Genomic DNA, 26,720 nt, shown 5'->3' on the forward strand with positions numbered 1-26,720 from the left:
GAGAGTACAACGAGGAACGGCCGAAGAAATCGCTGGGCGGGCTGACGCCTGCAAACTACGCCCGTCAGTTGATGGCAAACGCAGCTAAATTAACCCCGGGCTCCAAAGCCGAGTGCTACTGAAACCGGGGGGACGTCGCACCGCCGGCGTGGCTCGTTCATAGCCCGAGCTGCATCTGAATCTCAGCAACCCATCAACCAGTGAAACCTAGCATGCAGTATGATTCCATCGCCTTCCATGTGGTGGTCGAAATCGAAGTTGAAAACACCATCGAACGAGAGAACGTATTTCGTTACACCCTCATATTCTACGTAGCATTCCCGTATATCTGAGTGGGCATCAACCTTCGAGAAGCCGCGAAACCAGCCCCCTCACTCGAAATCCACCCCCATCCCCTTCCCCGAAAAATACCCCTTGATCGCCTCGACGATCTCCTGCCGAACCGCCTCGCTCACCGGCGCCTTCTTCCCTTCCGATTCCACCTCGTTGATGGAATTCAGATACACCACAAACGCCGGATCACCCGGCTTGGACACCAGCAACCCCTCCCCCAGCACCCGGGCCTGCTGCGAGCCCTTGCTCAGAAGAATATCGCCGCGCGAAACGTGAGTGACAACGAAGCTCATCGCTTACCTCTGAAAAATAGTCGTAACTTCCTGGGTGCTCGGGTCGATGGTCTGAATCGTCTTGACGTTCGGATTGCTCATCAACGTGCCCTTTTCGTACCCTTCCCAGACATTGCCCGGCCGCAGTTCCTTGCCGATCACCCCGCGCACCAGGCCGCAGGTGCCCTGAGCATACGCCTTCGACATCTGCCCCCACTCGTTGACCACGGTCGGATTGTTGGCATCCCAGGCAGGCATCTGGACTTTCTGTTGCGCGAGCAACATTTCCAGCGTGGTGCCGCCGTTGGCCTTGGCGATTTCGGCGGCAGGGTCCATGCCCCCCACGCCATTGGTCCGGCCCGACCAGAAGAACGCGGTATCGGGCTGGGTCTTCATCAGCTCGGTCGGCCGCGAACGGAACTGGCCGTTGTCGCTCTCGCGCCAGCGCTGGGATTTGTCGCACCAGGTCGGGCTCAACCCGAACGGATCGACCTGCCCGGTCGGCACCACGGTGTAGAGATACGCGTTCGCGCCGCCCGACAAGCCGATCGGGTCCTTGCTGATATAGCGGCCCATCCGCGGCGCGTAATAGCGGAAGCGGTTGTAGTGCAGCCCGGTTTCCTCGTCCCATTGCTGGCCCTGGAAACGCAACGCGTTGTGCACCACGCCGCCGGTAGCCTGCGACACGCGCGCGATCACTTCGGCCGCGTCGCCCCACGCCTTGTATTCGGCTTCCCAGACGATCTCGCCCAGTGGGTCCGTCATCAGCTTCGGCGTGCCGATCTGGTCGCAGTGGTAGTAGAACACCGTCGCCGGCCCCGCTGCCTCGCGATACGCCAGCAGCGGATCGTCCTCCGGGGTGTAGCGATGCTCGGCGGTCCACTCGGGCGTGTCGATGCCCTCTACCGCCGCAGTCGCGAATTGCGCCAGCGGCACGAAGCCGTAAGGCTCGTAGAGGTAATGCGTGCCGCCCGCCGCGCGACTCTCGAACGCCAGCTTCTGGCCATCCCATCCGTACACGGTCCGCTCGCCGTCCACGTCCTTGCCGATCCGTCGGCCGAACGGATCGTAGTAGTACTTCGCTTCGTGATGATGCTGTGCGCCCGCCACGCTCGCGCCCGTCAAGCGGCCGAAACCGTCCCAGTCGTAGCGATGATGGGCCTCGGGCGAGCGCATCTCCACGAGGTTGCCCCGCTCGTCGTAGCTGAAGTGGCTCCCCGCGTACGTGGTCAGCAGATTGCCCAGCACCGGCGAGACCGCGGCCGGCAAGCTGTTGTCGGGGCCTCTCAGGATCGACGGACCCGTACGCGCTTGCTCGGGGTTGGGCGTATCCAGCAGGTTGCTGGCCGGATCGAACGCAAAGCGCTCGTTGCCGGCCGGCGCGAGCGCCTCCACCAACCGGCCCACCGGGTCGTAACGGTAGGTGCTCACGCCCTTGCGGTTGTCGTCGATCTGCGCGAGATGGCCCGCCGGATCGTAGCGATAGCCGCGATCGATGAACGGCGCCCGTGCACCGAGGCGCTGCGCCGTGCGGGCTTCGAGCCGGCCGGCCGGATCGTATTTGGTCTCCTCGCCGACGCGGTTGGCCAGCGTGCGCTGCACCTCGCGATGCAGGTCGTCGCGCTCGAACTGGATCAGTTCCTGGCCGTCGAGTTGGATCTCGTGCACATGCCCCGAGCCGTACACGAGCCAGTCGATGCGATGGCCGTCCGGGCGCACCGTGCGGATGCGCGTGCCGTTCTCGTCGTAGGCATGACGCCAGACATAGCTGCGGCGCCCGCCTTGCCAGCGATGCTCGTGATGCTCGCGCACCAGGTTGCCGGCGCTGTCGAAGAAGTGCTGGATGCCGCCGTGGCGGTTCTGCGCATCGACCAGACGCCCGTTGGCGTCGTACATGAAGCGCTCGTCCTCGTCGCCCGCCACGCGCCGCACGAGCCGCCCCGCCTCGTCGTATTCGACCTCGGTGATCTGCTGCGCAACCTGCGACGACACGAGCCGCCCGGTGGTCGGCGCGTAGACGTAACGCGTGCTCACGCCATCGAAGCCGGTCTCCTCCAGCAAACGCCCGCCCGCATCGAAGCGGAAGCGATGGCTCGCGCCGTTGGCGTCGGTCAGCATCGACAGGCGGCCGAGCGGATCGTAGCGGTACTGCATGGTCTCGCCCAGCGCGTTGCGGCGCGTGGCGAGCCGCCCGGCCACGTCGTAGCTGTAGCGCGTCGCTCGATCCATCGGGTCGGTATGCACCAGCAGGCGGCCTTCGGCGTCGTAGTCGAAACGCTCGGTGCCGGCCGCCGATTCGGTTGCGGTCAACTGGCCGTTGGCGCCATAGCGGAACGTCGCGCCGCCGCCCGCCGCGTCCTTGCTTTCCAGCACGCGGCCGCGCGCATCGTAGCGCCATTGCGAGGTTTTGCCGGAGCAATCGGTGTAGCCGGTAAGCTGGCCCGCGTCGTCGTAGGCGAGCTGCCGGGTGCCGCCCCGCGCATCGGTCACGGCGACCAGTTGCCCCTTGCCATCGTAGGCATGCTTCGTTTCGTGGCCGAGCGGATCGGTCTGCCTGACGAGGTTGCCGGCGTCGTCATAGGCATGCTGCCAGCGCGCGCCCTGCGGATCGACGATCGTGATCAGTTGATCCTTGCCGTCGTACGTCATGTGCGTCACGCTGCCGTTGCGGTGCGTGAGCACGATCAGGTTGCCGCGCGCGTCGTAGCCGAAACGTTCGACGCTGCCGTCCGGGTAGATGTGCTGGGTCAGGTTGTGATTCGCGTCGCGATAGAACCATTCCTCGAGGCCGTCCGGCTGGATCACGCGGTACGTGTAACCGTCGATGTCGTAGTAATGGCTCGTGACGCGGCCGAGGCCGTCCGTGACCTGCACCAGCCGGATGTTCGGGTCCCAGGCGAGGCGCGTTTCGTAGCTGCCGTCGTCCGCGTATTCGCGCACGCAACGCGCCTTCGGCCCGGTGCCGTCCCATTCGAGGTTCATGCCCCGGCCGGTGCGATCGGTGTAGCGCGTGATCAGATGGTGACGATAGCGGTATTCGCGGCGATTGCCGTCGCGATCCACCGCCGCGATCAGATCGCCCTGCTCGTCGTAGTGGTAGCTGGCGAGCGCGCCGAGCTTCTCGCCATCGGCATCGATATGCAGCGCGCTGGCAAGCCGCCCCTTCGCGTCGTGGGTCAGCAGCACACTGCCTTGTTCGTTGGCCACGCGCACGAGCCGCCCGGCGTCGTCGTACACCAGCACGATCTGGTTGCCGTTGCGGTCGCGCAGGAACGCCAGGCGGAACACGTCGGCATGGCGCTCGTACACCTCGATCAGCTTGTGGCCGCGCGTGAGCGCGAGCCATTGATCGTCGAGCCGCGACAGCGTCAGTTCCTCGCCGAAATCGTCGTGCGATTCGCCGGCGGCCAGCAGCGGATAGTCGAGGCTGCGGCCGGTCGCGTCGTGATACACGAGCTTTTGTTCGGCCTCCCGAATATCCAGGCGCGTCGTGTACGGCGTGACCCAGCGCGCGCCCAGTTCGCCGTCGTCGTAGGCGGACAGGAACGAGCGATAGGTACGCAGCCAGACGATCGGCAACACGCCCGGCAGCGAGAAATCCTCGTGCGCGAACAGTTCGTCTCCAAGCGCGAAGCCGATCGAGGATGGCGAGCGGCCCGCTGCCGCGCCGCCGCCGCAGGTCTTGCAGGTGTTTGCGCCGGGGTGCTTGGCGGCCGCCTGGCTGGCGATCGTTTCCAGTTCGCCTTCGGTCTTCTTGAGTTCCGCCTTGACGGTGCCCGCTTCCTTGATGCCGACCACCTGGCCGCGATGGGCCTTCAGCGCGCGCCACTTCTCCACCGCGATCGTCAGCGCGTTGAGCAGCCACATCAGGCCGCCCACATCGGAACTATTCAAGCCCTTGATCTTCGCCGTCACCATCGGAATCGCGCCGCGCGCGGTCGCCGCCAACTCCCGCAGCTTCGCGTTGGTGGAAGGCGAGACCAGGTTGGCGGCCTTGGTGGCGACGTTCGCCGTATCCTTGACGAGTTCCTTCGCGCCGTCCTCCAGATACGACCACAGGCTGTGGGCGATCTTGCTCGCGTCGTGCGCGGTGAAGCCGTCGCCGGCCTGCTTCAGATGCTGCGCGGCCGCCCGCTCGTTGCCGGCGGTGTCGAACAGCGCGCCCGAGGCGGCCTTCTCGAAGATCTGCGCGAGCCCTTCGAGCAGTTGATGCGCATGGTTCGCGCAATCGTCGAGCAGTTGCTGCAGCTTGGCCTTGACCTGCTGGACGAAGGCGTCGATCTCGCCCGCGAACTTGGTGCTCAGGTGCGAGACCAGCACCGAGATCACCGCGTCGGCGATCATCTGCGCGCCGCCTTCGGCCACCGCCACCGCGCTGCGTTCGAGCTCCTGGCGCGCCAGCTTGAGCAGCGGCCGCGCGCCCATGCGGAACTCGCCCATCACCGGCGGGATCGGGATGATGCCGATCAGGTCGATGCCGAGGTTCAGGTAATCGAACACATCCTTGTGCTGGGCCTCGATCAGCCGCTTGATGTCCATCACCACGTCGACCGCCGAGATGATGTTCGAGACCACCGGGATATAGCTGGCCAGTTGTTCGACGCGCGCCAGGGTGACGTAGCCGTCGCTGACGCTCTTGAGCCACTGGTCGAAGTTGTCCAGCGCGCTGCCGACGTCTTCCTTGGCGATCGTCACCAAGGGCATGATCGCGACCTTGGTTTCGTGGCTTTTCTGCGGCGCGGCCGGCGCGGTGGTGGACGGTGTGCTCATCGTTATCGGTTTCTTATCGTCGGTTGTGCTTGTCGCTGCGATGGTTGTACTTGTCGCTGCGATGGATCAGACCAGCCCCTTGATGACAGGCAGCGCACCACGCGCCGACTGCACCAGCGACCCCACCTGCTGGGCCGCGCCGGCCATCGGGCTCGCGCCGGCCGACGGCAGCAGCTTGCTCACCATGCCCGGTGCGGCGGCGAGCGGGTTCGAGGCGATCGAGGCCAGGCTGCCCAGTTGCGAGACGTTCTTGCCGGCCGCCCCGAGCAGGCTGCTCACGCCGCTGCCCAATGCACCCGAGGCACCGGACGCCCCGGTCAGGCCGGCCACGGCCGAGCCGGCGCCGCCCAGCGCCGAGGCCATCGAGCCCGCGCTGCCGACCGCCGACAGCGCGGAGGTCGCCCCGCCCAGGCTCGCGCCCGCCGAAGCCAGCCCGGCCGCCGACGATGCGAGCGCCCCCGCGCCGCCCGCCGCCGGCAGCAGCGAGGCCAGTTGCGAACCGGCCGCGGCGCTGCCGCCCGTGGATGGCGCGAGCGGCCACGGCACGCTCTTGAAGTAATTGGCCGGCTGCGACGGGTCGCGCGGATCGGTGCCGAACTGCACTTGCGCCGCGCCGGGCGGCAGGCCGCTGACGGTGGTGCGGCCGCTGGCGTCGAGCGCGCCCTTGCGCAGCAGCGAGCCGTTGGCGTCGAACACCGAGAACTGACCGCCCTTGACGGCCTCGCCGTTGGCGTATTGATGCAGCAGGTTGAGCTGGCCCGGCTGGTCGGGCCGCGCGGCGGGCAGCGGATAACCCTGGCTGGCCGGCCCCGCGAACAGGTGCTGCGCGCCCTTGACGTCGATCTTCCCCGGCGCGTGGATCTCGATGTTGCCGCCCGACAGGCGGATATACGCGCCGCCCGAGGTCAGCAGCACTTCCTTGTCCGCCGCGATCTCGATCTTCTCGGTCGCGGAAAGCAGCTTGAGGGTTTTCTGCGCGGTCAGTTCGATGTTGTCGTCCTGCGCCTGGATCTCCACCTTGCCCTTCGCCGCGAACAGCTTCATGCCCGCGTTCTGCACGAACAGGCTCAACTTCTCGCCGACGCTCGCGATCAGCGATTTGCCGGCCGCCACGTGGGTGCTCTGCCCGCTCACCAGGTTGATGTGCTCGGTGGCGGCGGCATGGATCGATTGCTGCGACGACAAACCGATCGCGGCCGGGCTGCCGAACACCATCACCGGCTGCCGGAACGCGTTCGCGCTGCCGGTGCCGCCGCCGGCGGTGTTGCCGCCCGAGGCGGCGGCGCTCGCCACCGTGTTCTGGGTCGCATCGGTCAATGCGCGCATCGCGTCGTGCGCATCCTGCAGGCTTTCGGCCTGATGCTGGACGCTCGCGTCCGACATCGATTCGACGATGCTTTCCGCGTTGACGAGCTGCTGCTGCGTTTCCTTCACGTCGAGCGGCTGGGTGTTCGCCGCCTTCGGATAGGTCGTGACGTACAGGCCCTGGCTCGCGCGCACCGCGCCGTAATCGTCGGTGCGCAGGTCGAAGCCGCTGCCCAGGTAGCCGCCGCGCGAATTGCCGCTCTGGTCGATCAGATAGCCCAGATGCAGCATGCTGTTCGCGCTGCTGCTCATCAGTTGCAGGCGGTTCTGGCCGGTGGCGTCGTCCATCACCATCTGGTTGTAGCCGCTGCCGCCGTATTCCTTCGAGCGATGACCCGACAGGATGCCGTTGCTGTGCCATTGCGGCTTGACCGAGCCGTTGTACACGCGATGCAGCACGATCGGCCGGTCGCAATCGCCGCCCACGTAGCCAACGATCACCTCCTCGCCCACGCGCGGCATGTGCACGCCGCCGTAGCCGCCGCCCGTGTCCGACTGCGCCACGCGCACCCAGCAGGACGCGCCTTCGTCGCCCGGATTCAGCCGATCCCAGACGAACATCACCTTCACGCGGTTCAGTTCGTCCGTGTAGACCTCCTCGCCCTGCGGCCCGACGACGATCGCCGTCTCCAGGTGCATCTCCGGCTTCGGATGCTCGAACGGGCTGCGATACGGCACCGTGGTGCGCTGCGCCTCGACTTCGGCCAGATAGAAGCCGGCCGAGCCGTCGTCGTGCGGCACCGAGGCGCCCGCGTAACCGGCCTTGGCCTGCGCCACGGCCGCCTGCAGGCTGTGCGGGAAGCTGGCTTCCTTGTCCGACAGCGGCAGGTTGTTCTCGATATAGCGCTGAACTGAGATCGCAACGAACTCTCGCTGGTTCGACGGATCGCGGTCATGTTCGGGATGCCCGCTCAGATCGAAGCGCAGGCCCGCGTCGATGCCGCGCACGCCGCCCGCCGCGAAGAACCGTTTCGCCCGCGACTCCCATTCCTCCAGGTGGACCTTCGACAGGTGCTCGCCCCGGTCCTGTTTCGAATAGGTATAGGCGCCCGTGTATTCGTAGACCTCGGCCTGCTGGGGCAGATCGCCCTGGCCCGTCATAGTCGGCAGCGTCGTGCCCTTGGGGTTGGCCGGGTCCGCCGGCGCCTTGTAGTCGAACGTGCGGGTGGTGTGCGCGGTGCTCTGCAGGGTGCGCGCGCCGCCCCATTGCGTGAACGCGTCGGTTTCGCTGCCGGTGCCGGCGCGGTAGAACGGCACCGGGTTCGGCGACGCCACGTCGAGCTGGTGGAGGTCGTCGGTCACGACCAGCGTGTGCGACTTGCCGTCCTTGGCTTGACGCCAGAAACCGAACAGTCCTTCCTCTTCCATCAGCCGATGGACGAAATTCCAGTCCGATTCGCTCTGCCGGCAGTACGAGCGCGACGGCAGCGGTTTGGACAGGGCGAACTGAAAGAAACCTTGCGCCTGGGGATGCTGATTGAATACGTCGGTAATAATCAGATCGACCGATTTATCCTGCCAGTACTTCATATCGCTTCGAAAGCGTAAAAAATACATCCACGAAGCGAAACCGAGTTGATAAACGGTAAAACTTCCATCTGCGCCAAGCCGACGCGCCGTATGAATGTAACCATTGACCGGCAGATACGATTTATCGGCCTGCTGAATCCAGAGCGTGATCGGCTGGGCGATCAGCGTTTTCAGTTCCACATCGCCAGCCGTGGAAATCAGGTCGAGCGTGACGCTGAATTCGCGGCCCAGCCGCGACGTGGCCAGCCCCCGGCGAGGCACCATGGTATTGGCCGGCAGGGCCGGGATGTCCACCTTGATCAGCCGGTCCTGCTGAATCAGCCCACCCTGGATGGCCTGAATTAAATCGCTCATGTTCATGCGTCATCCATGTTGTTGTCGGCCTGATAACGGCTTGGTTTTTTTCGGGCGCGGCTTCCCGGTGTCTGATTTCGGCGCGATTATACCGGCAATGGAGAGTCGAGGGAATTCTCGGGGAATAAATGACGGGGGGATTAATTCGGAAGGTATGTGAATATATTGCGACGGGGGAATGGGGAATGTGGTGGGGTATCGCAACGAAGCGTCGAACGCCTTTTTATCTTTCTTTTTCCTTACGGCCTTCTGTGAGCCGCTGCGGCTTCGACACGCATATCGCCGCCGCTCTCTCTCGGGCCGGCGGCGGGATGACCTGCCGGCGACCACTTCATGACGCGCACGCCGCACGTGGCGATGCTGCGAGCACGATCCGATCCGCTTGAGGACGGGCAAGCATCGATGGTGCGAGCGCGGCCCTGACCCGACGGACCGAGGAGCATCAGCCAGGACTTGCGACGCCGAGGCATCATTGCCCGAATCGCTCTCCAGGGCATCGAGAGTCAAGTACGACTCGGCACCCTGCGCATTCGCGTCAAGCGACGGTTCGACATCCAGATAGCGCCGCTCAAGCTTGCCGCCGCGACGACCTGCGCGGCACAAGCCCCGTCATTCACTCCAGTTCAAAAACACTATCGATTTCGACTGGAATTCCCATCGGCAACGTGTAAACCCCGAGGGCACTCCTTGCAGGAAGAAGGTCGGCTCCGAACACATCAAGCAGGACATTGCTCGCCCCGTTGGCGACAGCCGGGTGCTGAGTGAACGTTTCGTTCCCCCTAACGTAGACGGTCAGGCGTGTGCATCGCTTCACCCGATCGAGATCGCACTGCTCGTGAAGACAGGCGAGAATCATCAGCATCGTCAGGCGCGCAGCCTCTTGTGCACGGTCAAGAGAAATGTCATTGCCCACAACGCCAACAACGGGCTTGCCATTTTCAAAGGGGCCGAGGCCGGAAACGAACGCCTGATTGCCGACGACCGACACGGATCGATACGACCCAAGCGGTTGAATCGGAGCGGGAAGAACGATGCCGAGCTCAGACAGACGAGCTGTTACGAGAGTTTTCATTTCGGTGCGTGTTTTGATGGGTTGATGAAAATAAATTTCAGCCGCCGCAAATCAGCGATGCGTACTGGGTTGCCACCCTGATCAAACTTTTTTAGCACGAAGGCAGCCTGATTAAAGGAAGCGTTGCTTGGAAGAGGCTGCCGAACCCTCGCTGCATTTGCAAAAAAGCCGCGACACCAAGCCAGCGATAGGTCGATCCCATCGGCTCAATTTCAGGCGAGAAAAATAAATATCCAGGCGGCCTGGTATCTTCAGAATCTCTCACCCCAAATTGCCGGCAGTGCGGCACAAAACTAAACACGGTCGCCCCACTCGGATCAGCCGCGTATCGCCAATAACTTTCGCCGAACCCAACCAAAGGCGTACTGCTTTGCGCATGTACCCCCGGAGTCACCAACAAGCTGGCAAGCACCATCGGGATGATTTTTCTTTTCAAAAGTCTTCCTGACCCGTCACGTCCCCTCTCCCCCAATCCCCTCCACGAACCGCCGCAACGCCGCCGGCACCGCCGGCAGGATCTGCGCGGCAAACGCCTGCCGATAAGGCAATCGGGAAGCACGCAGCCGCCCGATACTGTCGCGAAGCGCGGCGGACGCGGCCAGTTCGCGCTCGACCCAGGCGGTTTGGGTCGCGCTGAGTCGGCCGTCGGCGTAGGCGATCAGTTGGCTGTCGTCGGGGGTCATGGGACGAATAGCTGAAAAATGGAAGGCGCCCGATTGGATCGCAACCGGGCCTTAAGCGCGGGTGGGTGCGCCACGAAGCCGCTATGATAAACGGACTCTCGCCGCGCCCCAATGCCGTATAGCAGGTATTGTGGCGCGCACCCATCGCCTTTCCCCCCAGTCACCCGTCAACCCGCGCCGCCACCTCAATGCCGGCCCGCGCGGATCGCCGCGGCCTCCTCCGTCATGCGCCGCCGGAACGATTCGCCGTAGGTCGCCGAGCGCGCGGCCAGCAACGGATCGGCGGACGGCGCGATGCCGGCGGGCAGCACCGTCGGGTCGAACACGACGTCGCGGCACGGCCCGTCGATCTGCGTCTGCGCGCGGTCGATCACCACGGTGCCGGCATCGATGCGCGGCCGGCTCGGCGACGGCGCCCACGCGCGCGTCGAATCGTCGAGCGGGTCGCCGGGCAGCGCGACGTTCAGCACCAGATGCCAGCGCAGCGGCCCGCGCGCGAGCCGCTGCGTCAAATCGTAGGCGAGGAAATCGGGGTCGCGCTGCTCGCGCGCATCGACGGGGCGGTACGCATCGTCGGGCACGACCTCCCAGCGCACGAAACGCCGCGCGCCGCGCGCATCGTCCACGCGAAACGCGCTGATGCCGTAGTAGCGCGCGTTGTCGTAGCCGGACGAGGACGGATGCGCGGCCAGATAGCGATCGAACGCGCCCGCCTCGGGGTGGGCGTCGAGGAAGGCCTGCATCTTCTCGGGATCGGCGCGGCCGGTGCGGGGGTCGCGCGCGTCGGCCCGCAATTGCTCGAACAGCGCCTGCGGCGTGCGCACGGCGAAGATCGGCGCGGAATTCATGGCGAGGCGCCATTGCTCGCCGCCGGGCATCGTCATGCGCAACGCGAAGCTGCGCACCATGCCGGTGGCGTCCTCGCGGGTGGGATCGGTGCCGGGCATGGACAGCCGCCCGACCAGCGGATAGCGGCCCGGCGCGAACGCGCTGGCGCGCGACACGGCGCGGCCGGCGCCGTTGCTGTCGAAATGGCCGGTCACGCAGATGCCCTTCGCATGATTGCGGCGGAAGCCCGGATAGCGGGCGGCGGTGGCCTCGAACGCATCGACGATGCGCGGCGCATCGACCGGCGCGCTCAACCAGCCGCCGCACCAGACGAACGCGCCGGTCAGCGCGGCCGGCACGCCAAGCACGACGGCCCAGCGCAACATCAACCCGGCCCGGCCCATCGGCTCGCCCTCGCTGCGTTCACCCGCGCCGGACATGCCCACCCGAATCGTCGCTGCCGAGCGTGGCCTCGGCCTCGTCGCCGTAAAGCCGCGCGCCGAGCGCATCGAGATCGGCCGCGCCGGCCTCGCCGAGCAGCGCGTAGCCAAGCTGGCCGCGCCGCCAGCTCACGACGGTCAAGCCATCGACGCGGCGGCGCGACGGCGCGGCGTCGGCCATCGCTTCGCGCAGTACGCACAGCGCGACGGGCTTGCCCTGCCCCTGCATCGGCAGATAGACGATCTGCACGAGCGGCTTGCCGTGAAAGCGCAGCCGTTGCACGCGCTTGAACGCAAGGCCCTGGTCGCGCAGATCGGGAATCCGCACGGGCAGCCTGTCGATCGTATTGATGGCGGCGAGCTCGGCGGCGGCGGCCTTCATGTCGGGTTGCAGCAAGGCAACCGTGTCGCGCGTGTAAAGCTGCTGGTAATCGGCGGCGGCCTTGATCCAGGGCGTCATGCTCCGCATGTCGCCACGATCGTCAGCCTCGCCGCCATCGGCCTGCGTCTCGACATCCGCGCCCCGGCTCGACAAGCCCGGCGCGAGGCGCAGCGCCAGGCTGCAACAGAACACGCCCGCCACGAACGCCACCGCGAACTTCGGCCACGTCCATCGCGGCGCGGCCTGCCCGCGCGGCGTCAGGCGATGCACGTTGCCGCTCGCCATCGCGGGCTCGGCGGCAGGCGCGCCATCGCCCCGCCCCACACGATGCCGCGCGATCAACGCATCCACCGTATGCACGATCAACGCGGGCACGGGCGGCAGCGCCTGCCGCGCGAACGCATCGCGATACGGCAGATCGGCCGCCCGCAGCCGCGCGACGCGTTGCCGCAATGCATCGGATTCCTGAATGGCTGCCGTGATCCGACGGTGCGCTTGCGCGGGCAGACTGCCGTCGACATAGGCCAGCAGGCTGGCGTCGCCGACGCTCATGGCGTGACCCGTTGCGCTTGAAACGCGCGCGGAGCCGGCGCACTGCGCTCGCCGAAGCGCGCGCCGATGGTTTGCCGCGCCCGCGACAGCCGGCTCATGACGGTGCCGATCGGCACCTCCAGCACCTCGGCCGCCTCGGAATAGCTCATGCCCTCCACGGCCACCAGCAGCATCACCACGCGCTGCGCTTCCGGCAAGCGCTCGACGGCCGCGATGATCTCGCTGCTCATCATGGCGGATTCCGGGTCGCACGCACCCGGGTCGGGCACGGTCTCGAGAAACGCGTCGTCCCACTCCATGCTCGAGCGGCTGCGCACGCTGCGCGCCTTCAGCTCGTTGATCCAGGTGGAGTGGACGATCGAGAACATCCAGCTCAGCGGCGCGGTGCCCGGCTGCAACTGATGGGCACGCTCCAGCGCCCGCAAGCAGGCACGCTGGACCAGGTCCTCGGCATCGTGCTGATTCCCGCACAGGCGAAGGGAGAATGCCCAGAGCCGCGGCAGCATGCCCGGCAGAAGTGCGGGCAAATTCTCGACATCTGCTGTAGACATGTTTGGCTGACTGAAAACGGGGTGGCGACCGGCTCGCCGACCGGAAACCGGCCGTGGCTAAGGAGGTGGTAAAAAGTTCGCGGATTGTACAACCGGGGTCGGGCGTCTGCCGAAATCAATTGCGCCAGTTCGGGGCAAAATGCGCATTCATTTCGTTATCGAGCGACGCATTGCGGGTGTCGCGCGGCGCGGCCTCCTGTAATAACAAGGCCTTGCGTGCGGCATGCGTGAAATCCGCAAAATTGTAAGTAAATGCTAGTGCTTCGCATCACGGATTTCCCGACCGGGCGGCCGGGCATCGATGCGCATCCTTTCGTGCCGGAATAGTTCGGCGTACTCAGGTGTTGTGTTGGACGAAGCCGCTTCGCGCGAGCGCATCGATGGCGGCCCGATCCGGCCGCCATCGATGCAACCCAAGCAAGCTTTCGTCACCAACCTTCCCTGGCCTGCAATGAACGATTCCGTCACGCTCCCGGCCCTGCTCGCGCCCATCGACGGCGACGCGCGCACCGGCCCGAACCTCGAATACGATCCGGCCTTCGCGGCGCTCGACCAGCTCGCCACGCCGATGCCCGAGCGCATCATGGGCGACAGCCTGAAGGCGGCGCAAGAGCCGGACTGGGACCGGGTCGCGCAGGCCGCCGAGGCGCTGCTGGCGCGCACCAAGGATGTGCGCGTGGCGGTGCATCTGTGCGCGGCGCGCACGCGCCTGGACGGCGTGGCCGGCTGGACGGCGGGCCTCGCCGTGGTGCGCGGCCTGCTCGAAGCGTATTGGGACGACGTCCACCCGCAGCTCGACGCCGAGGACGACAACGATCCGACCGCGCGCGCCAATGCGCTGATGCCGCTCGCCGATCCGCAAAGCGTGCTCGGCTACCTGCGGCTCGCGCCGTTCGTGCATTCGCCCAGGCTCGGGCGCTTTTCGCTGCGCGACCTGCGCGTGGCGACCGGCGCGATCGTCGCCGCACCGTCGGAGGACGGCACGCCGCCGCCGACGCTCGCCGATCTGGAAGCCTGTTGTATGGATTGCGGCGAGGCGCAGTTGCCGGCAGCGGCCGCGCAGTTGGCCGCGGCGCACGAGCACGCGCAGGCGATCGTCGCGCTGCTGCGCGAGCGGCTCGGCACCGCCAGCCCGGATCTCGCGCTGTTGGGCGGCGATATCGACGAACTGCGCAAGTTCGTCGATGCGCAGGTGGCGCGGCGCTTCCCGGAACTGGCGGCGACCGGCACGACCACCGCCGCGCCGGGCAACGAGGGCGAGGCCGCGCCAGCGCCCGTCGCCGCCCCGGCGCGCCCGGACACGATCGCCAGCCAGGCCGACGTGATCCGCCGGCTCGACGAGATCTGCGAATACTACGAACGCGCCGAACCGTCGAGCCCGCTGCCGGTGCTGCTCAAGCGCGCGCGGCGGCTGGTCGGCAAGAGCTTCGCCGAAGTGCTGGAAGACATCGCGCCGGGCGGGCTGTCGGAGCTTCGGACGCTGGCCGGGCCGAACCGCGATTGAGCGGCGGGGAGCGCTTGAATCAGGCTCGAGCCGAGCCTGCGCCGCACCTGAACCACGCGCCCGGCCGCTCACGTTCCCACCGAGAACCAGCACCACGCGGCGCACGCCAGTGCACCGATCCCCACCACGCAAATCGCCACGCGCCATCGCGACATGCCGCGCGCAGGCATTTCGTTTTCCTGACGAACCCCGCCCGTGCCGGCGTCATCGCCCCTCGCCTCGCGACGCGCCACCGGCGCATCGCCATCGGGCACCGCGCGCCGCACCGTGTCGCGCCCGGCCAGCTCGGTCGCCTCGCTCAGCGAATCGAGCAGGCGCCGGCGTCGCTGCCGGTATTCGTCCCGCGCGATCCGGCGTTGCCGGTGCATCTCGTCGAGGCTGCGCAATGCGTCGTTGACCTGCTGCTCGCGCACGCTCATCGCGCCTCCTCCCTTGCCGTCACCGTTGCCGTCACGCGGCCCGCACGCGCGGCGCTCAACGGGCCACCGCCGAATCGCTCGCACCATCGGCATCGCCACCATCGGCACTGCCGGCCTGCGCGCGGATCTGCTGCAACACCGCGCTCAAGCCGCCCGGCGGCAGCGACACCGTGTTGCCGATGTCGCGCTCCAGTTGGCGCATGGCGTCGGGGTCGCCGTCGCGCGCGGCCGCGAAGCGCGCCTGCAAGGCCTGCCAGTCGGCATCGACCATCGGCTTGCCGCGCGCCTCGAGGATCGCGGCGGCGATCCGGTAGCGCTGCACTGCCGCGCCGAGCCGCGCGTCGCCGGGCACGGCATCGGCGCCGTTCGACGCGGCCTGCGCGGCGTCGGCCAGCTTGCCGGTGCGGCCCAGCAGGCGCGCGTTGCCGAGATACGCGTCGGCCACCAGCGCCGGCCCGGCGCTGCCGAGAAACGCGTTGTCGGGTTGCAGCGCGCGCAGCCGGTTCAGCGCGGCGAGCGCGCGCGGGCCGTCGTTGGCGGTGGCGGCCAGGCGCATCGCGTCGATCTGCGCGGCGGCGTCGCCGCTGGCGATCTGCTGGTCGATGCGCTGCTGTTGCAGCAGCATCAGCATGCGGTCGCGCTGCGCGGCAAGGCCCGGCGCGTTCGGCGCGTAGCGCAGGCCGATCTCGATCAGGTCGAGCGTCGGGTGCGCCTGCGCGGCATCGCTCACGCGCGCCGCGGCGTTGACGATGCCGTCGGTCAGCGTCTCGATCGCCTGCGCGGTTTCGGGCGCCTCGTCGCCCTGCAAGGCGGTCATCGCGGCCGACAGCGCGTCGAGCCACGGCTTGGCGGTGGACGGATTGGCGGCCAGGTCGTTCAGCGAGCGCCGCGCGTCGGCCACGCTCAGGGTGCCGGCGTGCGGCCCCGGATGCGCAACCGCGGTGGCGATCGCCGCGTCGAGCTGGTCGCGCCGCCGCAGCAACCGTGACGCGTCGGGGAACAGTTGCAGCGCCAGCGCGAGCCGCGCGCGGGCCTCGTCGAACTTGCCGAAATCGATCGACTGCCCGATCGCGGCGTCGTATTTCAACTGCAGGCGCGTGCTGCGCGTGAGCGCGCTGCCGGGGTCGAGCAGCCGGATGCGCCGCAGGATGTCGGCGGCGCTGCCCGGCTGATCCTCGAACAGCGCATCGCGATCCACCGCTTCGTCGAGGCTGCCGCCGAGGCTCGCCAGCATGCCGGTGCGCTCGTCGTCGATCTGCTTGCGGCGCGCGTCGAACGCCGGCGAGAACAGCTTCAACTGATCGCGCACCTGGAACACGTGCTGCACGGCCGCGTAATCGAAGCGGCCGAGCGGCGGGCTCCAATCGGCATCGAGCCGTTCGGACAGGAAGCGCAGGATCGCATCGTTCTGGTTCAGCACGAGGCGCTGGCGGTCGTCCACGTCGAGCGCGGCGAGCGCCGCCATCGCCTGATCCTCGTTGGCGTAGCGATGCGGATCGGTGGCGGCGAAGCGCGCCACGGCCGCGTCGTACTGGCGATGCCGGTCGTGGTTGTGCAGCGCCACGCCGCCGGCCGCGCAGGCGGCCACCGCCAGCAGGCCGAGCAGATAGGGGGCGATGCGCTCGCCCGAGCGGCGCGGGCGCAGGCCGTCGATCAGCGCGCCGACGGTGGCCAGGCGCGCCTCGCCGCGAAACGCCACGGCCTCGCACAGCGCGCGGTACTGGCGGCGCGGCAGCCCCGGCACGGCCGGCGGCACCGCGCCCTCGGCCAGCGCGACGTCGGCGCCGTGCCGGTCGAACGGATGGCGGCCGGTCAGCAGTTCGAACACCACGCAGCCGAGCGCGTACACGTCGTCGCGGGCGGTGGGCTCGGCACCCTGGATCATCTCCAGGCTCGCGTAGGCCGGCGTCATCGCGCCGAGCGTGCCGGCGTCGAACACCGTCTGCTCGCCGGCCGCGCCCGCGCCGGCGTGGCCCGCCCGGGCGATGCCGAAATCGAACACCTTCGGCACGCCGTCGCGCGTGACCATCACGTTGCCGGGCTTGAAATCCGAATGCACGATGCCGCTCGCGTGCGCGCGCTGCAGCGCGCGCGCCATGCCGGCGATCAGCGGCCACGCCTCGCGCAACGGCAGGCCCGACGGCCGCCCGCGTATCAGCGTGCGCAGGTCGGTGCCGTCGATGTACTCCATCGTCATGAAGACGATCGTGCCGTCCTTGTCGAAATCGTAGACATGGACAATGTTGTCGTCGGCCAGCCGCTGCGCGCGGCGTGCCTCGCGTTGCAGCGCGATCAGCGAATCGGGATGGCGGCGGAACTCGTCGTTGAGCACCTTGACGGCCACGTACGGATCGCGGTCGCGCGCCTCGACCTTGCGCTCGTCGCGCGCCAGATAGACCACGCCCATGCCGCCCCGGCCCAGCTCGCGCTCGAGCAGGAAGCGGCCTTTCAGCAGCTTGCCGACGGCCGCGTCGTCGCCGCCCTGCGCCTGCGCGATGCGCTGCCAGCTTTCGCGGCTCAGGCTGCTGTCCGCGCCGGTGCCGGACGTGAGGGTGCCGGTGTTGCCGGTGTTGCCTGCGTTGCCTGCGTTGCCCGCGTTGCCCGCGTTGCCCGCGTTGCCTGCATTGCCCGAAGGCCGGCTGCCCGGCTTGACGACGGTGGCGTCGCCCGCGTCGTGCCAGGCTTGCGCGGTGCGCACCGTATCGCTTGCATCGGCGGCCGGCGCGGCGGGCCGGGCGGGCTGCACGTAGGTCAAGCCGATATCGTCGTCGGGCGCGAGCCGCGCGGCCGGCGCCAAGGTGTTCGCGCGCCCCACCGGAGACGAGGCGGACGCGGTCGGCGAACCGCCGCGACGCTGCGCCAGCAGCTTGCGCGCGCGACGCCGCAACAGGTCGGCCAGCGTGCGCACCTGCGCACGGCCCGCTTTGAGGTAGGCGTGGGGAGAGGTCATCGGAAAGTCTTCACGGGGTATCGAGCCGCACGATCACGGCGGAGAGGTTGTCGCGGGCGCGCCGCGCCATCGAGAGCGCGCACAGCCGGTCGACGCGTTGCCAGGGGGCGAGCGGCTCGCGGCAGGCGCTCGCCAGTTCGCTGTCACTCAGTTCCTTGTTGATGCCGTCCGAGCACAGCAGGAACTCCATGCCGGGGCGGCTGCCGGCCACGGCCCAATCGACGAACAGCGTGTCCTCCACGCCGACCGCCCGGGTCAGCACGCCCGAGCCGGCCGGCGGCGCGGAGCGTGCCGCGCCGGGCGCGCCGAAGTGCGTGATGTCGACCGGCTGGCCGTGCACGTGGTCGCGCGTCAGTTGCACCAGCGCGTCGTCCTCGTGCACGTACACGCGGCTGTCGCCCACCCAGCCGCACAGCATGAACGCCGGGTCGTGCACCAGCAGCGCGACGGTCGAGCCGATCACGTCCACCTGGCGCTCCAGCGCGGCGGCGCGCAGCTCGTCGTTGACCTGCTGGAGGCAATCCTCGATCGCGGCGACGAACGCGTGCACGTCGCCGTCGCGCGTCAGGCCGCCGAGCCGCGTCACGATCAGCGTGCTCGCGTAATCGCCGGCCGCGTGGCCGCCGAGGCCGTCGGCCACGACCCACAGGCCGAGGTCGTCGCGCACCAGGATCGCGTCCTCGTTGCGACGGCGCACCTTGCCGGTTTCGGTGCGGCCGGCGGAGCGGTAGGTGGCGCTCATGCCGGCACCTCCAGCACGGCGATCGGCCACTGCGCGGGCAGCGTGCGCAGGTCGGCGAGCCGCGCCAGATGCGCACGCACGTCGTCGCCGGTGGGCAGGTCGAGCGCCTGCGCGAGACATTCGCGCGGCAGTTGCGTCAGCGCGCGGGTGGCCAGCAGCAGCAGGCGGTCGCCCGGTTCGAGCCGCAGCGAGGCTTCGTCGCAATCGGGCTCGCCCGGCGTGCCGACACCGGGCATGTCGAACCAGGCCTCGCCGAACAGCAGGTCGTCGAATTCGCCGCCCGCGCCGCTCTCGCGCTCAACGAACGGCGCGCGCAACTGGCCGCGCCGCCAATGCCAGAGCGCGGCGGCGCCGATGCGCAGCACCTGCGCGTCGGCGCCGTCGAAGCGCACCACGACGGCCGCGCCGTTTTCGGCGGCGGGCGATGCGGCGGGCGATGCGGCATGAGATGCGGCGTGCAATGCGGCGGCGCTGCCTTCGGCATGGCCCGGCGCGTCGCGCAATTGCGCATGCAGCGCCATCAGCGCCGCGCGCGGGCCGGCTGCGCCCTGCCCGTGCGCCGCGACCGTCTCGCGGATCAGTCGCGCTGCCTGACGCGGCGCGCCGCCGTAGCCGCCAGGGCCGTCATCGGCGGCCAGCACGACGATGCGGCCGGCATCGAGGCGCAGCAACGCCGCATCCGATACGTACGCGACAGCGGGCGGCAGGACGAAATCGGCGGCGGACAAACCGTCGCCGGGAGCGTCGGCCAGCCAGTCGGGCTCGATGGCCTGCGTCGCGGCTGGCATGGGCAGCCAGTCGGGCTCGATGACCGGCGCTGCGGCGGGCATCGGCAGCCAGTCCGGTTCGATGACCGGCGCTGCGGCTGGCATGGGCAGCCAGTCGGGCTCGATGACCGGCGCTGCGGCGGCCATCGGCAGCCAGTCCGGTTCGATGGCCTGCGCTGCGGAGGACATCGGCATGGCCATGCGCTCATCCGGCACGGTCAACAAACTCGCCACGCTGCGCGGCAAGCCGCGCACCGCGAGCCGATGCATCGCGCCTTCGCGCCACCACAGGCTCCACGGCTCGGCGCGCAACCCAAGCTGACGCCACGTCTCGCCCAGCACGGCGGCTTCGGCCAGCGGGTCCGGCTGCGTCAGTTGCCACTGCCCGGCTTCCCACGGCAGATCGCGCCAGCGAGCGGCCGCATCGTCCGCCTCCACCGGCACCGGCGGCAACGCGGCCACGCAGGCGTCGAACCCTTCGACATCGAGCGCACCGTCCTGCCCATGCCGATAGACCCGCGTCAGCGCATCGAACCACGCGCCCTGGCCGAACAGCCTGGCGGCATCGCCCGCGCACGGCGCGGCCAACACCATCGGAAACGCGCGGCCCACGCGGTCCACGCCCGGCCCGATCACGCCGCACCACGCACCGCCGCCGCACACCAGCGCCGGCAGCACGAAGCGCCACACCGGGCCGTCGCGCCACGCCGCATCCCAGCGCGCGCCCAGCTCGCGGCGGCCGGCATCGAGCGCACGCTGGAAATGCCGGTCCCAGCCCTCGACGAACTCGCCCGGCAGCCGCCGCCGCACGAAATCGCCGGCCGCGGGCAGCTTGCCGTAGAACCCGACGCCGCTCATCGCGGGCACCTGAAGCGCCGCACGGCATCGCTCTGGAACGGATTGCGCAGGCTCGCGGGCTGGATCGGCAGGCCCACCGCGTGCCCATCGAACGTGAAGCTCGCCACCACGCGCAGGTCGCCCTGCTTCTGCACATGCCCGGCGTCAAGCGCATGGAACCACGCCCAATCTCCGTCGAATCGCAGCGGCGTGCCGACCGGATGATTCGACGCGTCGAACGCGCTGATCACCACATGGCCCGGCTGCGGACCCGGCCACACCATCGCGGCGCTCGATGCCGCCGCCGCGCCGCTCGCCGAGACGTCGAACTTCTGCCCGTCCACCTCCACCACCAGCCGCGCGATCGACGCATCGAACTGCGGCGCGAGCAGCGTGAAGCCGACATGCGCCTGCGCGCCGCTGCCGAAGAACACCTGGCGGATCTCGTCGGCCACCTGCGCGCCGGCCAGCACGCTGTCCGGCCCCGGCGGCGCGCCCGGCTTCCAGCGCCAGGCGCGCGCGCCGGTATCCACCCGCTGCGCGAGCGTCGACTTGAAGAAGCTGTCGAAGCGGCCGCCGTTGCCGAACAGCTCGGCGAAGTTCTGCACCGGGATGTCCGACGCGCCGCCCGGCGCGAACGGGTAGCGGCCATCCACGAAGCTGGCGCAATCGTTGCCGGCCGCCGCGCGAAACTGCTCGGCCAGCGCGGCGCTGCTGCCGCTGGCCACCAGCGCCGCGCTCTTGCCGGTCAGCCCGGCGATCAGCCCGGCCGCCTGCGGCGGCAACTGCCCCGCCTCCTGACGCGCGGCCAGCACGGCGGCGTTGTTCTGCGCGGCCGGGTCGCTCAGGTCGTTCATCGTCAGCAGCGCCTTGCCCAGTTGATCGAGCACGCCGATGGTGTGATCGAGCGGCGTCGCGCCCGGCGTGCCGATGCTCAACTGGTCGAGCTGCGCGAAATGCGCCTCGATCGCCGCGCCCGGTTGCGTGCCGCTGCCATTGCCGCCACCGCTGCCGCCATTGGCGCCGAGCGTGACGCCCACCGGCAGCGGCGCGCCGGCCGAGCGCAGCTCGCCCGCGAGGCGCGTGTTCAGCGCGCGCTTGGCGGCGAGGTTCTCGCCCACCGTCTTCGCCTGCGCGCCGGCCGCGCTCGTATCGACGCCGCCCGCTGCGCTCGTTCCCGCGCTGCCGCGCAGCATGTCGCTGGTGTTGTCGCGCACCAGGTTCAGCAGCGCCTTGAGCGGCGAACTCGGCCCCGACAGCTTGGCGGCCAGCGCGCTCGCATCCTGGATGCTCGCCACCGGCTGCAGTTGCAGGTCGGCCAGCAGCGCGTCCCAGTTGCGGATGTAGTCCTGCTCGTACAGCGTCAGCACCTGTTGCTCGTAGCGCGAGCGCGCCAGCGGATCGACGCGCCCCGCATCGAATACCCAGTAATCCTTGACGAAATCGTCGACGGATTGCGCAATCCCGCCGTTGGCTTCCGACGCGAAATACGGCCGCGTGAACAGCACCGGCAGCGGCTGCGCGAGCGGCGTGCCGCTCTTGCGCACGAACACGTTGCCGAGCAGCCCGAGCGACTGATCGAGCCGCACCGGCGAGGTGCCGGAGCGCTGCGCTTCGAGCTGCACGCTGCCGTAGATCAGCGTGGCGAGATCGGCCGTCTTCAGCGTGGCGCGGGCCTGATCGATCAGCGCGGCGTCCAGCGGCAAGGCGCGCGGCTTTTGCGGATCGTCGACGCGCGCCGAGAAATGCCGGTCGAGCGCCCGGGCGATCTCGGGGTCGCGCGGGTACAGCCGCTGCCATTCGAGGCGCGCCAGCGCGGCCAGCTCGCCCGGGTCGAGATGCTGCGGCTGGCCGAGCATCAGATAGCCCTTCAGCGTGTCGTACAGCGCCTGCGGATCGTTGGCGTTCTCGCTCAGCCCCTCGCGAAAGCGCACGCCGATGCCGGGCAGCAAGGTGGCGTCGCTCTCGCGCAAATAGGCTCCGTGCGCCTGCGCGAACAGCGCGTGGCCCTGGAACAGCCCGAAGCGCATCGCCAACGGCACGTGGCCCTGATACTGGCCCGCCACGTCCTGCGCGGCCGAGATCACCTCCAGCCGGGCCAGCGCGCGCGCGAAATAGGTCGGCAGATCCGGCGTGCCGTTCAGCGTGTCGGCCGGCGGCAGATCCTTGAGCGTGGCCTGCACGTCGGCGATCAGCACGCGGTTGCGTGCGTAGCTGGTGGCGAACCCGGCCACCAGCCCCACCGTCAGCACCGCGAGGCCGATATACGCGGCCGCCTGCATCAGCAGCTTCTGCCGCTCCAGGCGCGGGTTGGTGCCGGCCAGGCCCGATTCGCGGAACAGCACGTCGCGCAGCAACCGTTCGACGAAATAGGTATGGCGCTGCCCCGCGCCCACCTGCACGCGCGCGGCATCCACGCCGAAGGTGCGCGCCACCGCACTCAGCATCCGGTCGATCGGCGCGCCCTCCTGCGTGCCCGAGGTCAGGTACGTGCCGCGCAGCACCGGCGGCGTGCCGTACTCGTGACGCGCGAACGTGCCTTCCACGAACTGCCGCGCGATCTCGCGAAACGCCCCGAGTTGCTGAGGAAAACTGAGCACGGCCGCGCGCCGGCTGCGGTCGCGCTCGGCGTGCAGACGCTCGATGAGCCGCGTGTTGAGCCGCTCCAGCAGCAGGTCGTATTCGCCGGCGAAGCGCAGGCAGGCGCTGCCGTCGAGGCTGGCGTCGAGCGGGAACGTCGCGCCCCACACCTGGCTGCGCAGGTCCGGGCCGAGATCGTCGAAGAATTCGCTGAAGCCGGCCACCAGGTCGCACTTGGTGAACACCAGATACACGGGGATCGCGATCTTCAGGTGCTGGTTGATCTCGTCGAGGCGGCGGCGCACGGCGCGGATGTGCTGCGCGCGCGCGGCGTCGTCGAAGCCGAGCAGGTCGGACACGCTGATCGTCACGATCACGCCGTTCAGCGGACGGCGGCGGCGGTGACGGCGCAGCAGCGCGAGGAACGACTGCCAGGCCGAGGCGTCCGCGCCGGCATCGGAATCCTGCGTCGTGTAGCGGCCGGCGGTGTCGAGGAACACGGCCTCGTCGGTGAACCACCAGTCGCAGTCGCGCGTGCCGCCGATGCCGCGCAGCGCTTCCTTGCCGAATCGTTCGGACAACGGAAAATCGAAGCCGGAATTCTGCAGCAGCGTGCTCTTGCCCGAGCCGGGCGGGCCGATCACCACGTACCACGGCAGCGCGTAGAGGTTGCGGCCGTTGCGGCGCGTCTTGCGCAGCGTGTCGATGGCCTCGCGAAAGCGCTGCTGCAATTGCGCGCGCTCGGTGCTGCCCGGCTCCTCGGCGGCGAGCCGCGCTTCCTGCCCGGCCAGTTCGCCCGACAGTTGCGCGGCCTTGCGGCGGTCACGCCATTGCAGCGCCAGCGCCACCAGCACCGCGGCCAGCACCATCGCGAGGATCAGCGCGAGCCGGGCCGCCGCGCTCGCGAGCGGTTGATAGGCGCCGATGCCGAGATACGGGCCGCCGAGCCAGATCAGCACGGCGATCAGCAGCAGCCCGGCCGACACCGCGAACCAGCGGGACGTCGCCGCCGTTTTCAACGTGTTCATGGGTTCAGTTCTCCGGGGTGTACAGGATTTCCACGCGGCGGTTGCGCGCCCGGTTGGCCGGCAGGCTCGGCGGCACGGCGATCGGCTGCGACGAGCCCGCGCCGTTCGCCTCCAGCCGGCGCGGATCGTCGAGCCCTTGCGCGAGGATCGCCAGCGTGTGCTGGGCGCGCGCCGTGGACAGCGCGAAGTTGTCCTTGAATTGCAGCGAGTGCACCGGTTGATCGTCGGTGTGGCCGACCACGATCACGCGGCCGCGCACCTGGTTCAGCGCGGCGGCCACCTGGCGCAGCACCGGGATTTCGTCGGGCGCGAGATCGGCGCCGCCCGACGGGAACAGCGCGCCGGCGGCCAGCCGCACGGTGGCGCGGCCGTCGGCCTGCTCGTCCACGCTCAATGCGCCGGCCTGTTCGAGCGGGCCGAGCAGCGCCTTGAGGCTGCGCGCCGGCTTCGGCGCGGCCCCGCCCTGCGGCGGCGGCGCGTTCTCCAGGCCGATCGCGGCAAGCTGCGCGCTGGCCGGCTCGCTCAGGCCGTTCAAGCGCGTGAAGAAATACAGGAACGCGCCGAGCACGATCACGGCCGAGGCGGCCAGCGCCACCCACAGCGGCACGTGGCGCATCACCGGGTTGCGGCGATCCTCCACGCCGCGCCAGTGCGGCGCGAGTTCGGCGGCCGGCGCCTCGCGCAGGCCGCGAATGCGGCGGTACAGGTCGTCCTGGATGTCGGCGAGCCGGCCGAGGCCGCCCGGCTCCACCAGATAGCGCCCGCCGAAGCCGAGCGCGAGGCAGATGTACATCAGCTCGATCAGGTCGAGATGGCGCGAGAAATCGGCGCTCAGGCGGTCGAGGATCTGGAAGAACTTCGCGCCGCCGTAGGTTTCGCCGTGGAACGTGACCAGCAGCGTCTTCTGCGCCCAGCCGCTCAGGTCGCCCCACGGCGCGATGTTGACGGCCTCGTCGATCAGCGTGCACAGCACGTAGCGCGCGGCCATCACCGTCTGCGTGCTGATGCCGGCGTCCTGCGCGTAATGCTCGAAGCTGCGCACCTGCGCGACGGCCTGCTCGCGCAGGCGGGCGACGTCGGCCGGCGGCGCCACGCTGTGCCGCAACTGCACGGTCAGCAACAGCAGCGGATTGGCGGCGCGCACCAGCGGGTTGGCCACGCCGCTCATGAAGTCGCCCAACTCGGCGCGGCGTTCGGCGCGGGCGGTGCGTGCGTGGTTGGCCGCGCCGGCGGCCTGCGCCGGGCGCGGCATCGCGATGCGCGTGGCGTCGTCGGCGCCGGCCGCTTCGCGCGGGCGCAGCACGGTGGCGTCGGGTGGCGGATTGCGCTCGCCGTTGCGGGAATTCGTGCTCATGTGCGCACCGCCCAGCATTGCAGGTCGAGGCCGGCGAAGCCGCTGCCGAAATGCATCGCGATGCCGCCCGAGGTCTTCAACATGCGCCACATCGACGATTGCCGGTCGCACTCGAAATACACGAAGCCCGACGTATAGGGCAACTGGCGCGGCGCGACCGCCATCGGCGACACGCCGATGCCCGGCAGTTGCAGGTTGACCAGGTCGCGGATCTTCTCGACCGGGCCGATCTTCGATTGGGCGGGCAACTGGCGGCGCATGTCCTCGGCCTTCATGTCGGCCTTGGCGGCCAGCACGAAGGTGGCGGTGTCGAGCAGCGTGGGATCGGGCACCACGCCCACCCACACGCCGTACTTGCGCTGTTGCAGCGGGATCGGCACGGCGCTTTGCTCCAGCACGGCGCTCAACGCCATGCGCAGCGCGGCGATCAGCGGCTCGAAGCTGTCGCGCAGGCTTTCGTGGCGATACGGCGTGAACGTGCGGCTGCGCTTGCCCGGCTCGGTGAACGTGGCCAGTTCGCCGGCCAGTTCGAGCAACTGCCGATACAGCGCCTCGGGATGCAGCAGCGGCGCGGCGGCCAGATGCGCGATCAGCGGCTGGTAGCGGTTCACCACCTGCAGCATCAGGAAATCGGCGATCTCGGCCGCGCCGCCGCGATCGGTTTCCACCACGCGTCCGGCCAGCGCCTCGCCGCGCTGGTGCAGCAGCCCCAGCAGTTCGGACAGAAACGTGACGAGCCGGTCGGCGGCCTCGGTGCGCAGCGCGGTGGGCATGAAGCCGTCGTCGAGGATCACGCGGCGGTCGGCGCGGCATTCCACCACGCGCGCCAGCGGAATCCGCATCAGCCCCTCGGTGGGCTGCGAATCGGGCAGCAGGCGCGTGCTCATGCCGCCCACTTCGAGCGTGGTCAGGCCGTCCATGCTGCCGGACGCGTCGCGCGCCTCGGTTTCGCGCACGCGGTAGCGCGTCAGCTGATCGGCCGTGGCGGAGGGCCAGGCGCTGTCGGGCTGGGTGGCCGAGCGCAGCGGCAAGGTCAGGTGCACGACCTGGTCGCGCCAGTTCGATTCGATGTCGAGCGGCGGCGGCAGCGGATCGTCGCCGGGCATCGAGAACGGCGTGCCGTCGGGAAACACCCCGCTCGCGCGCTTGATGCCGAGCTTGCCGATCGCCAGCAGGTCGGTTTCGAGTTCGAGTTCCTGGAAGCCCCAGGCGTGCGGGCGCAGGCCGCCCGAGCGCAGCTCCACGTAGCGCTCGAAATAGCGCTCCTGCTGCTGCATGTGCTGCGGCCGCAGAAACAGGCCTTCGCTCCATACGATCTTGTTGCTTTGGGTCATGGCGATACGTCGATCCAGGGTTCGGTGTGCGTGGCCGCCGGCGCGGGCGGCGGGGGTGGTGCGCTACGGCTGC

Annotated in this window: 17 protein-coding genes; 1 reads left to right on the forward strand and 16 read right to left on the reverse strand. The window is 69.0% G+C overall.

What is annotated here, in order from left to right; all coding sequences use genetic code 11:
• Positions 1-371 precede the first annotated feature (371 nt).
• From ACYP33_RS09330 to ACYP33_RS09370, 9 genes are all read right to left on the reverse strand, one after another.
• The gene (locus ACYP33_RS09330) at positions 372-626 is read right to left on the reverse strand and encodes an Imm74 family immunity protein (RefSeq protein ID WP_459621199.1); all 255 of its coding nucleotides are present in this window, start codon (positions 624-626) and stop codon (positions 372-374) included.
• A 3-nt stretch (positions 627-629) separates the two neighbouring features.
• Positions 630-5,375 carry an RHS repeat-associated core domain-containing protein gene (locus ACYP33_RS09335; protein ID WP_459621201.1) on the reverse strand — a complete coding sequence of 1,582 codons (4,746 nt, stop codon included), beginning with the start codon at positions 5,373-5,375 and terminating at the stop codon, positions 630-632.
• Between the two features lie 66 nt (positions 5,376-5,441).
• Positions 5,442-8,630 (reverse strand): type VI secretion system Vgr family protein, encoded by a 3,189-nt coding sequence (locus tag ACYP33_RS09340; RefSeq protein ID WP_459621203.1) that lies wholly within the window; start codon positions 8,628-8,630, stop codon positions 5,442-5,444.
• A gap of 607 nt (positions 8,631-9,237) precedes the next feature.
• Positions 9,238-9,696, reverse strand: a complete 459-nt coding sequence (locus tag ACYP33_RS09345) for a RidA family protein (RefSeq protein WP_459621205.1) — start codon at positions 9,694-9,696, stop codon at positions 9,238-9,240.
• A gap of 91 nt (positions 9,697-9,787) precedes the next feature.
• Positions 9,788-10,132, reverse strand: coding sequence for a hypothetical protein (locus ACYP33_RS09350; RefSeq protein WP_459621206.1), 345 nt, complete (start codon positions 10,130-10,132; stop codon positions 9,788-9,790).
• Positions 10,133-10,148: 16 nt separating this feature from the next.
• A complete protein-coding gene (locus ACYP33_RS09355) occupies positions 10,149-10,379 on the reverse strand; it encodes an anti-sigma factor (RefSeq protein ID WP_459621208.1) in 231 nt (76 codons plus the stop codon).
• Positions 10,380-10,564: 185 nt separating this feature from the next.
• Entirely contained in the window at positions 10,565-11,647 is a 1,083-nt protein-coding gene (locus tag ACYP33_RS09360; protein ID WP_459621210.1) for a catalase family peroxidase, read from the reverse strand.
• Positions 11,631-12,581: an anti-sigma factor family protein gene (locus ACYP33_RS09365; RefSeq protein WP_459621212.1), complete on the reverse strand. Its 951-nt coding sequence runs from the start codon at positions 12,579-12,581 to the stop codon at positions 11,631-11,633. Before ACYP33_RS09365 ends, ACYP33_RS09360 begins: the two co-directional genes overlap by 17 nt.
• Positions 12,578-13,132, reverse strand: coding sequence for an RNA polymerase sigma factor (locus ACYP33_RS09370; RefSeq protein ID WP_414447878.1), 555 nt, complete (start codon positions 13,130-13,132; stop codon positions 12,578-12,580). Before ACYP33_RS09370 ends, ACYP33_RS09365 begins: the two co-directional genes overlap by 4 nt.
• 451 nt (positions 13,133-13,583) lie before the next feature.
• On the opposite strand from ACYP33_RS09370, the gene tssA reads away from it, so the two are divergent.
• Positions 13,584-14,636, forward strand: a complete 1,053-nt coding sequence (gene tssA, locus ACYP33_RS09375) for a type VI secretion system protein TssA (RefSeq protein ID WP_459621214.1) — start codon at positions 13,584-13,586, stop codon at positions 14,634-14,636.
• A gap of 68 nt (positions 14,637-14,704) precedes the next feature.
• On the opposite strand, the gene ACYP33_RS09380 is transcribed toward tssA, so the two are convergent.
• Genes ACYP33_RS09380 through tssK form a run of 7 tightly spaced genes read right to left on the reverse strand, consistent with a single transcriptional unit; the run spans position 14,705 to position 26,647 of the window.
• Complete coding sequence (locus ACYP33_RS09380) at positions 14,705-15,157, reverse strand: hypothetical protein (RefSeq protein WP_414447880.1); 453 nt, start codon at positions 15,155-15,157, stop codon at positions 14,705-14,707.
• Positions 15,111-18,005 carry a serine/threonine-protein kinase gene (locus ACYP33_RS09385; RefSeq protein WP_459621216.1) on the reverse strand — a complete coding sequence of 965 codons (2,895 nt, stop codon included), beginning with the start codon at positions 18,003-18,005 and terminating at the stop codon, positions 15,111-15,113. The genes ACYP33_RS09380 and ACYP33_RS09385 overlap by 47 nt, the downstream gene beginning before the upstream one ends.
• Positions 18,006-18,015: 10 nt before the next feature.
• A complete protein-coding gene (locus ACYP33_RS09390) occupies positions 18,016-18,747 on the reverse strand; it encodes a PP2C family protein-serine/threonine phosphatase (RefSeq protein ID WP_414441644.1) in 732 nt (243 codons plus the stop codon).
• Entirely contained in the window at positions 18,744-20,372 is a 1,629-nt protein-coding gene (gene tagF, locus ACYP33_RS09395; RefSeq protein ID WP_459621218.1) for a type VI secretion system-associated protein TagF, read from the reverse strand. The genes ACYP33_RS09390 and tagF overlap by 4 nt, the downstream gene beginning before the upstream one ends.
• On the reverse strand, positions 20,369-23,959 hold the full coding sequence (gene tssM / locus ACYP33_RS09400) for a type VI secretion system membrane subunit TssM (RefSeq protein ID WP_459621220.1): 3,591 nt from the start codon (positions 23,957-23,959) through the stop codon (positions 20,369-20,371). The genes tagF and tssM overlap by 4 nt, the downstream gene beginning before the upstream one ends.
• 4 nt (positions 23,960-23,963) lie before the next feature.
• A complete protein-coding gene (gene icmH, locus ACYP33_RS09405) occupies positions 23,964-25,313 on the reverse strand; it encodes a type IVB secretion system protein IcmH/DotU (RefSeq protein ID WP_459621222.1) in 1,350 nt (449 codons plus the stop codon).
• Positions 25,310-26,647: a type VI secretion system baseplate subunit TssK gene (tssK, locus tag ACYP33_RS09410; RefSeq protein WP_459621225.1), complete on the reverse strand. Its 1,338-nt coding sequence runs from the start codon at positions 26,645-26,647 to the stop codon at positions 25,310-25,312. Before tssK ends, icmH begins: the two co-directional genes overlap by 4 nt.
• Between the last annotated feature and the right edge of the window lie 73 nt (positions 26,648-26,720).

The sequence above is a fragment of the Burkholderia sp. 3C genome (genome assembly GCF_054589155.1).

What these genes read in the sequence shown, in the direction of transcription:
- ACYP33_RS09385 (WP_459621216.1), bottom strand. Translation starts at nt 18,005, where the DNA reads ATGACCTCTCCCCACGCCTACCTCAAAGCGGGCCGTGCGCAGGTGCGC.
- ACYP33_RS09365 (WP_459621212.1), bottom strand. Translation starts at nt 12,581, where the DNA reads ATGAGCGTCGGCGACGCCAGCCTGCTGGCCTATGTCGACGGCAGTCTG.
- ACYP33_RS09330 (WP_459621199.1), bottom strand. Translation starts at nt 626, where the DNA reads ATGAGCTTCGTTGTCACTCACGTTTCGCGCGGCGATATTCTTCTGAGC.
- ACYP33_RS09390 (WP_414441644.1), bottom strand. Translation starts at nt 18,747, where the DNA reads ATGAGCGCCACCTACCGCTCCGCCGGCCGCACCGAAACCGGCAAGGTG.
- ACYP33_RS09335 (WP_459621201.1), bottom strand. Translation starts at nt 5,375, where the DNA reads ATGAGCACACCGTCCACCACCGCGCCGGCCGCGCCGCAGAAAAGCCAC.
- icmH (WP_459621222.1), bottom strand. Translation starts at nt 25,313, where the DNA reads ATGAGCACGAATTCCCGCAACGGCGAGCGCAATCCGCCACCCGACGCC.
- tssK (WP_459621225.1), bottom strand. Translation starts at nt 26,647, where the DNA reads ATGACCCAAAGCAACAAGATCGTATGGAGCGAAGGCCTGTTTCTGCGG.
- ACYP33_RS09370 (WP_414447878.1), bottom strand. Translation starts at nt 13,132, where the DNA reads ATGTCTACAGCAGATGTCGAGAATTTGCCCGCACTTCTGCCGGGCATG.
- tagF (WP_459621218.1), bottom strand. Translation starts at nt 20,372, where the DNA reads ATGAGCGGCGTCGGGTTCTACGGCAAGCTGCCCGCGGCCGGCGATTTC.
- ACYP33_RS09360 (WP_459621210.1), bottom strand. Translation starts at nt 11,647, where the DNA reads ATGTCCGGCGCGGGTGAACGCAGCGAGGGCGAGCCGATGGGCCGGGCC.
- ACYP33_RS09380 (WP_414447880.1), bottom strand. Translation starts at nt 15,157, where the DNA reads ATGGTGGCGATGCCGATGGTGCGAGCGATTCGGCGGTGGCCCGTTGAG.
- tssA (WP_459621214.1), top strand. Translation starts at nt 13,584, where the DNA reads ATGAACGATTCCGTCACGCTCCCGGCCCTGCTCGCGCCCATCGACGGC.
- ACYP33_RS09345 (WP_459621205.1), bottom strand. Translation starts at nt 9,696, where the DNA reads ATGAAAACTCTCGTAACAGCTCGTCTGTCTGAGCTCGGCATCGTTCTT.
- ACYP33_RS09340 (WP_459621203.1), bottom strand. Translation starts at nt 8,630, where the DNA reads ATGAACATGAGCGATTTAATTCAGGCCATCCAGGGTGGGCTGATTCAG.
- ACYP33_RS09355 (WP_459621208.1), bottom strand. Translation starts at nt 10,379, where the DNA reads ATGACCCCCGACGACAGCCAACTGATCGCCTACGCCGACGGCCGACTC.
- tssM (WP_459621220.1), bottom strand. Translation starts at nt 23,959, where the DNA reads ATGAACACGTTGAAAACGGCGGCGACGTCCCGCTGGTTCGCGGTGTCG.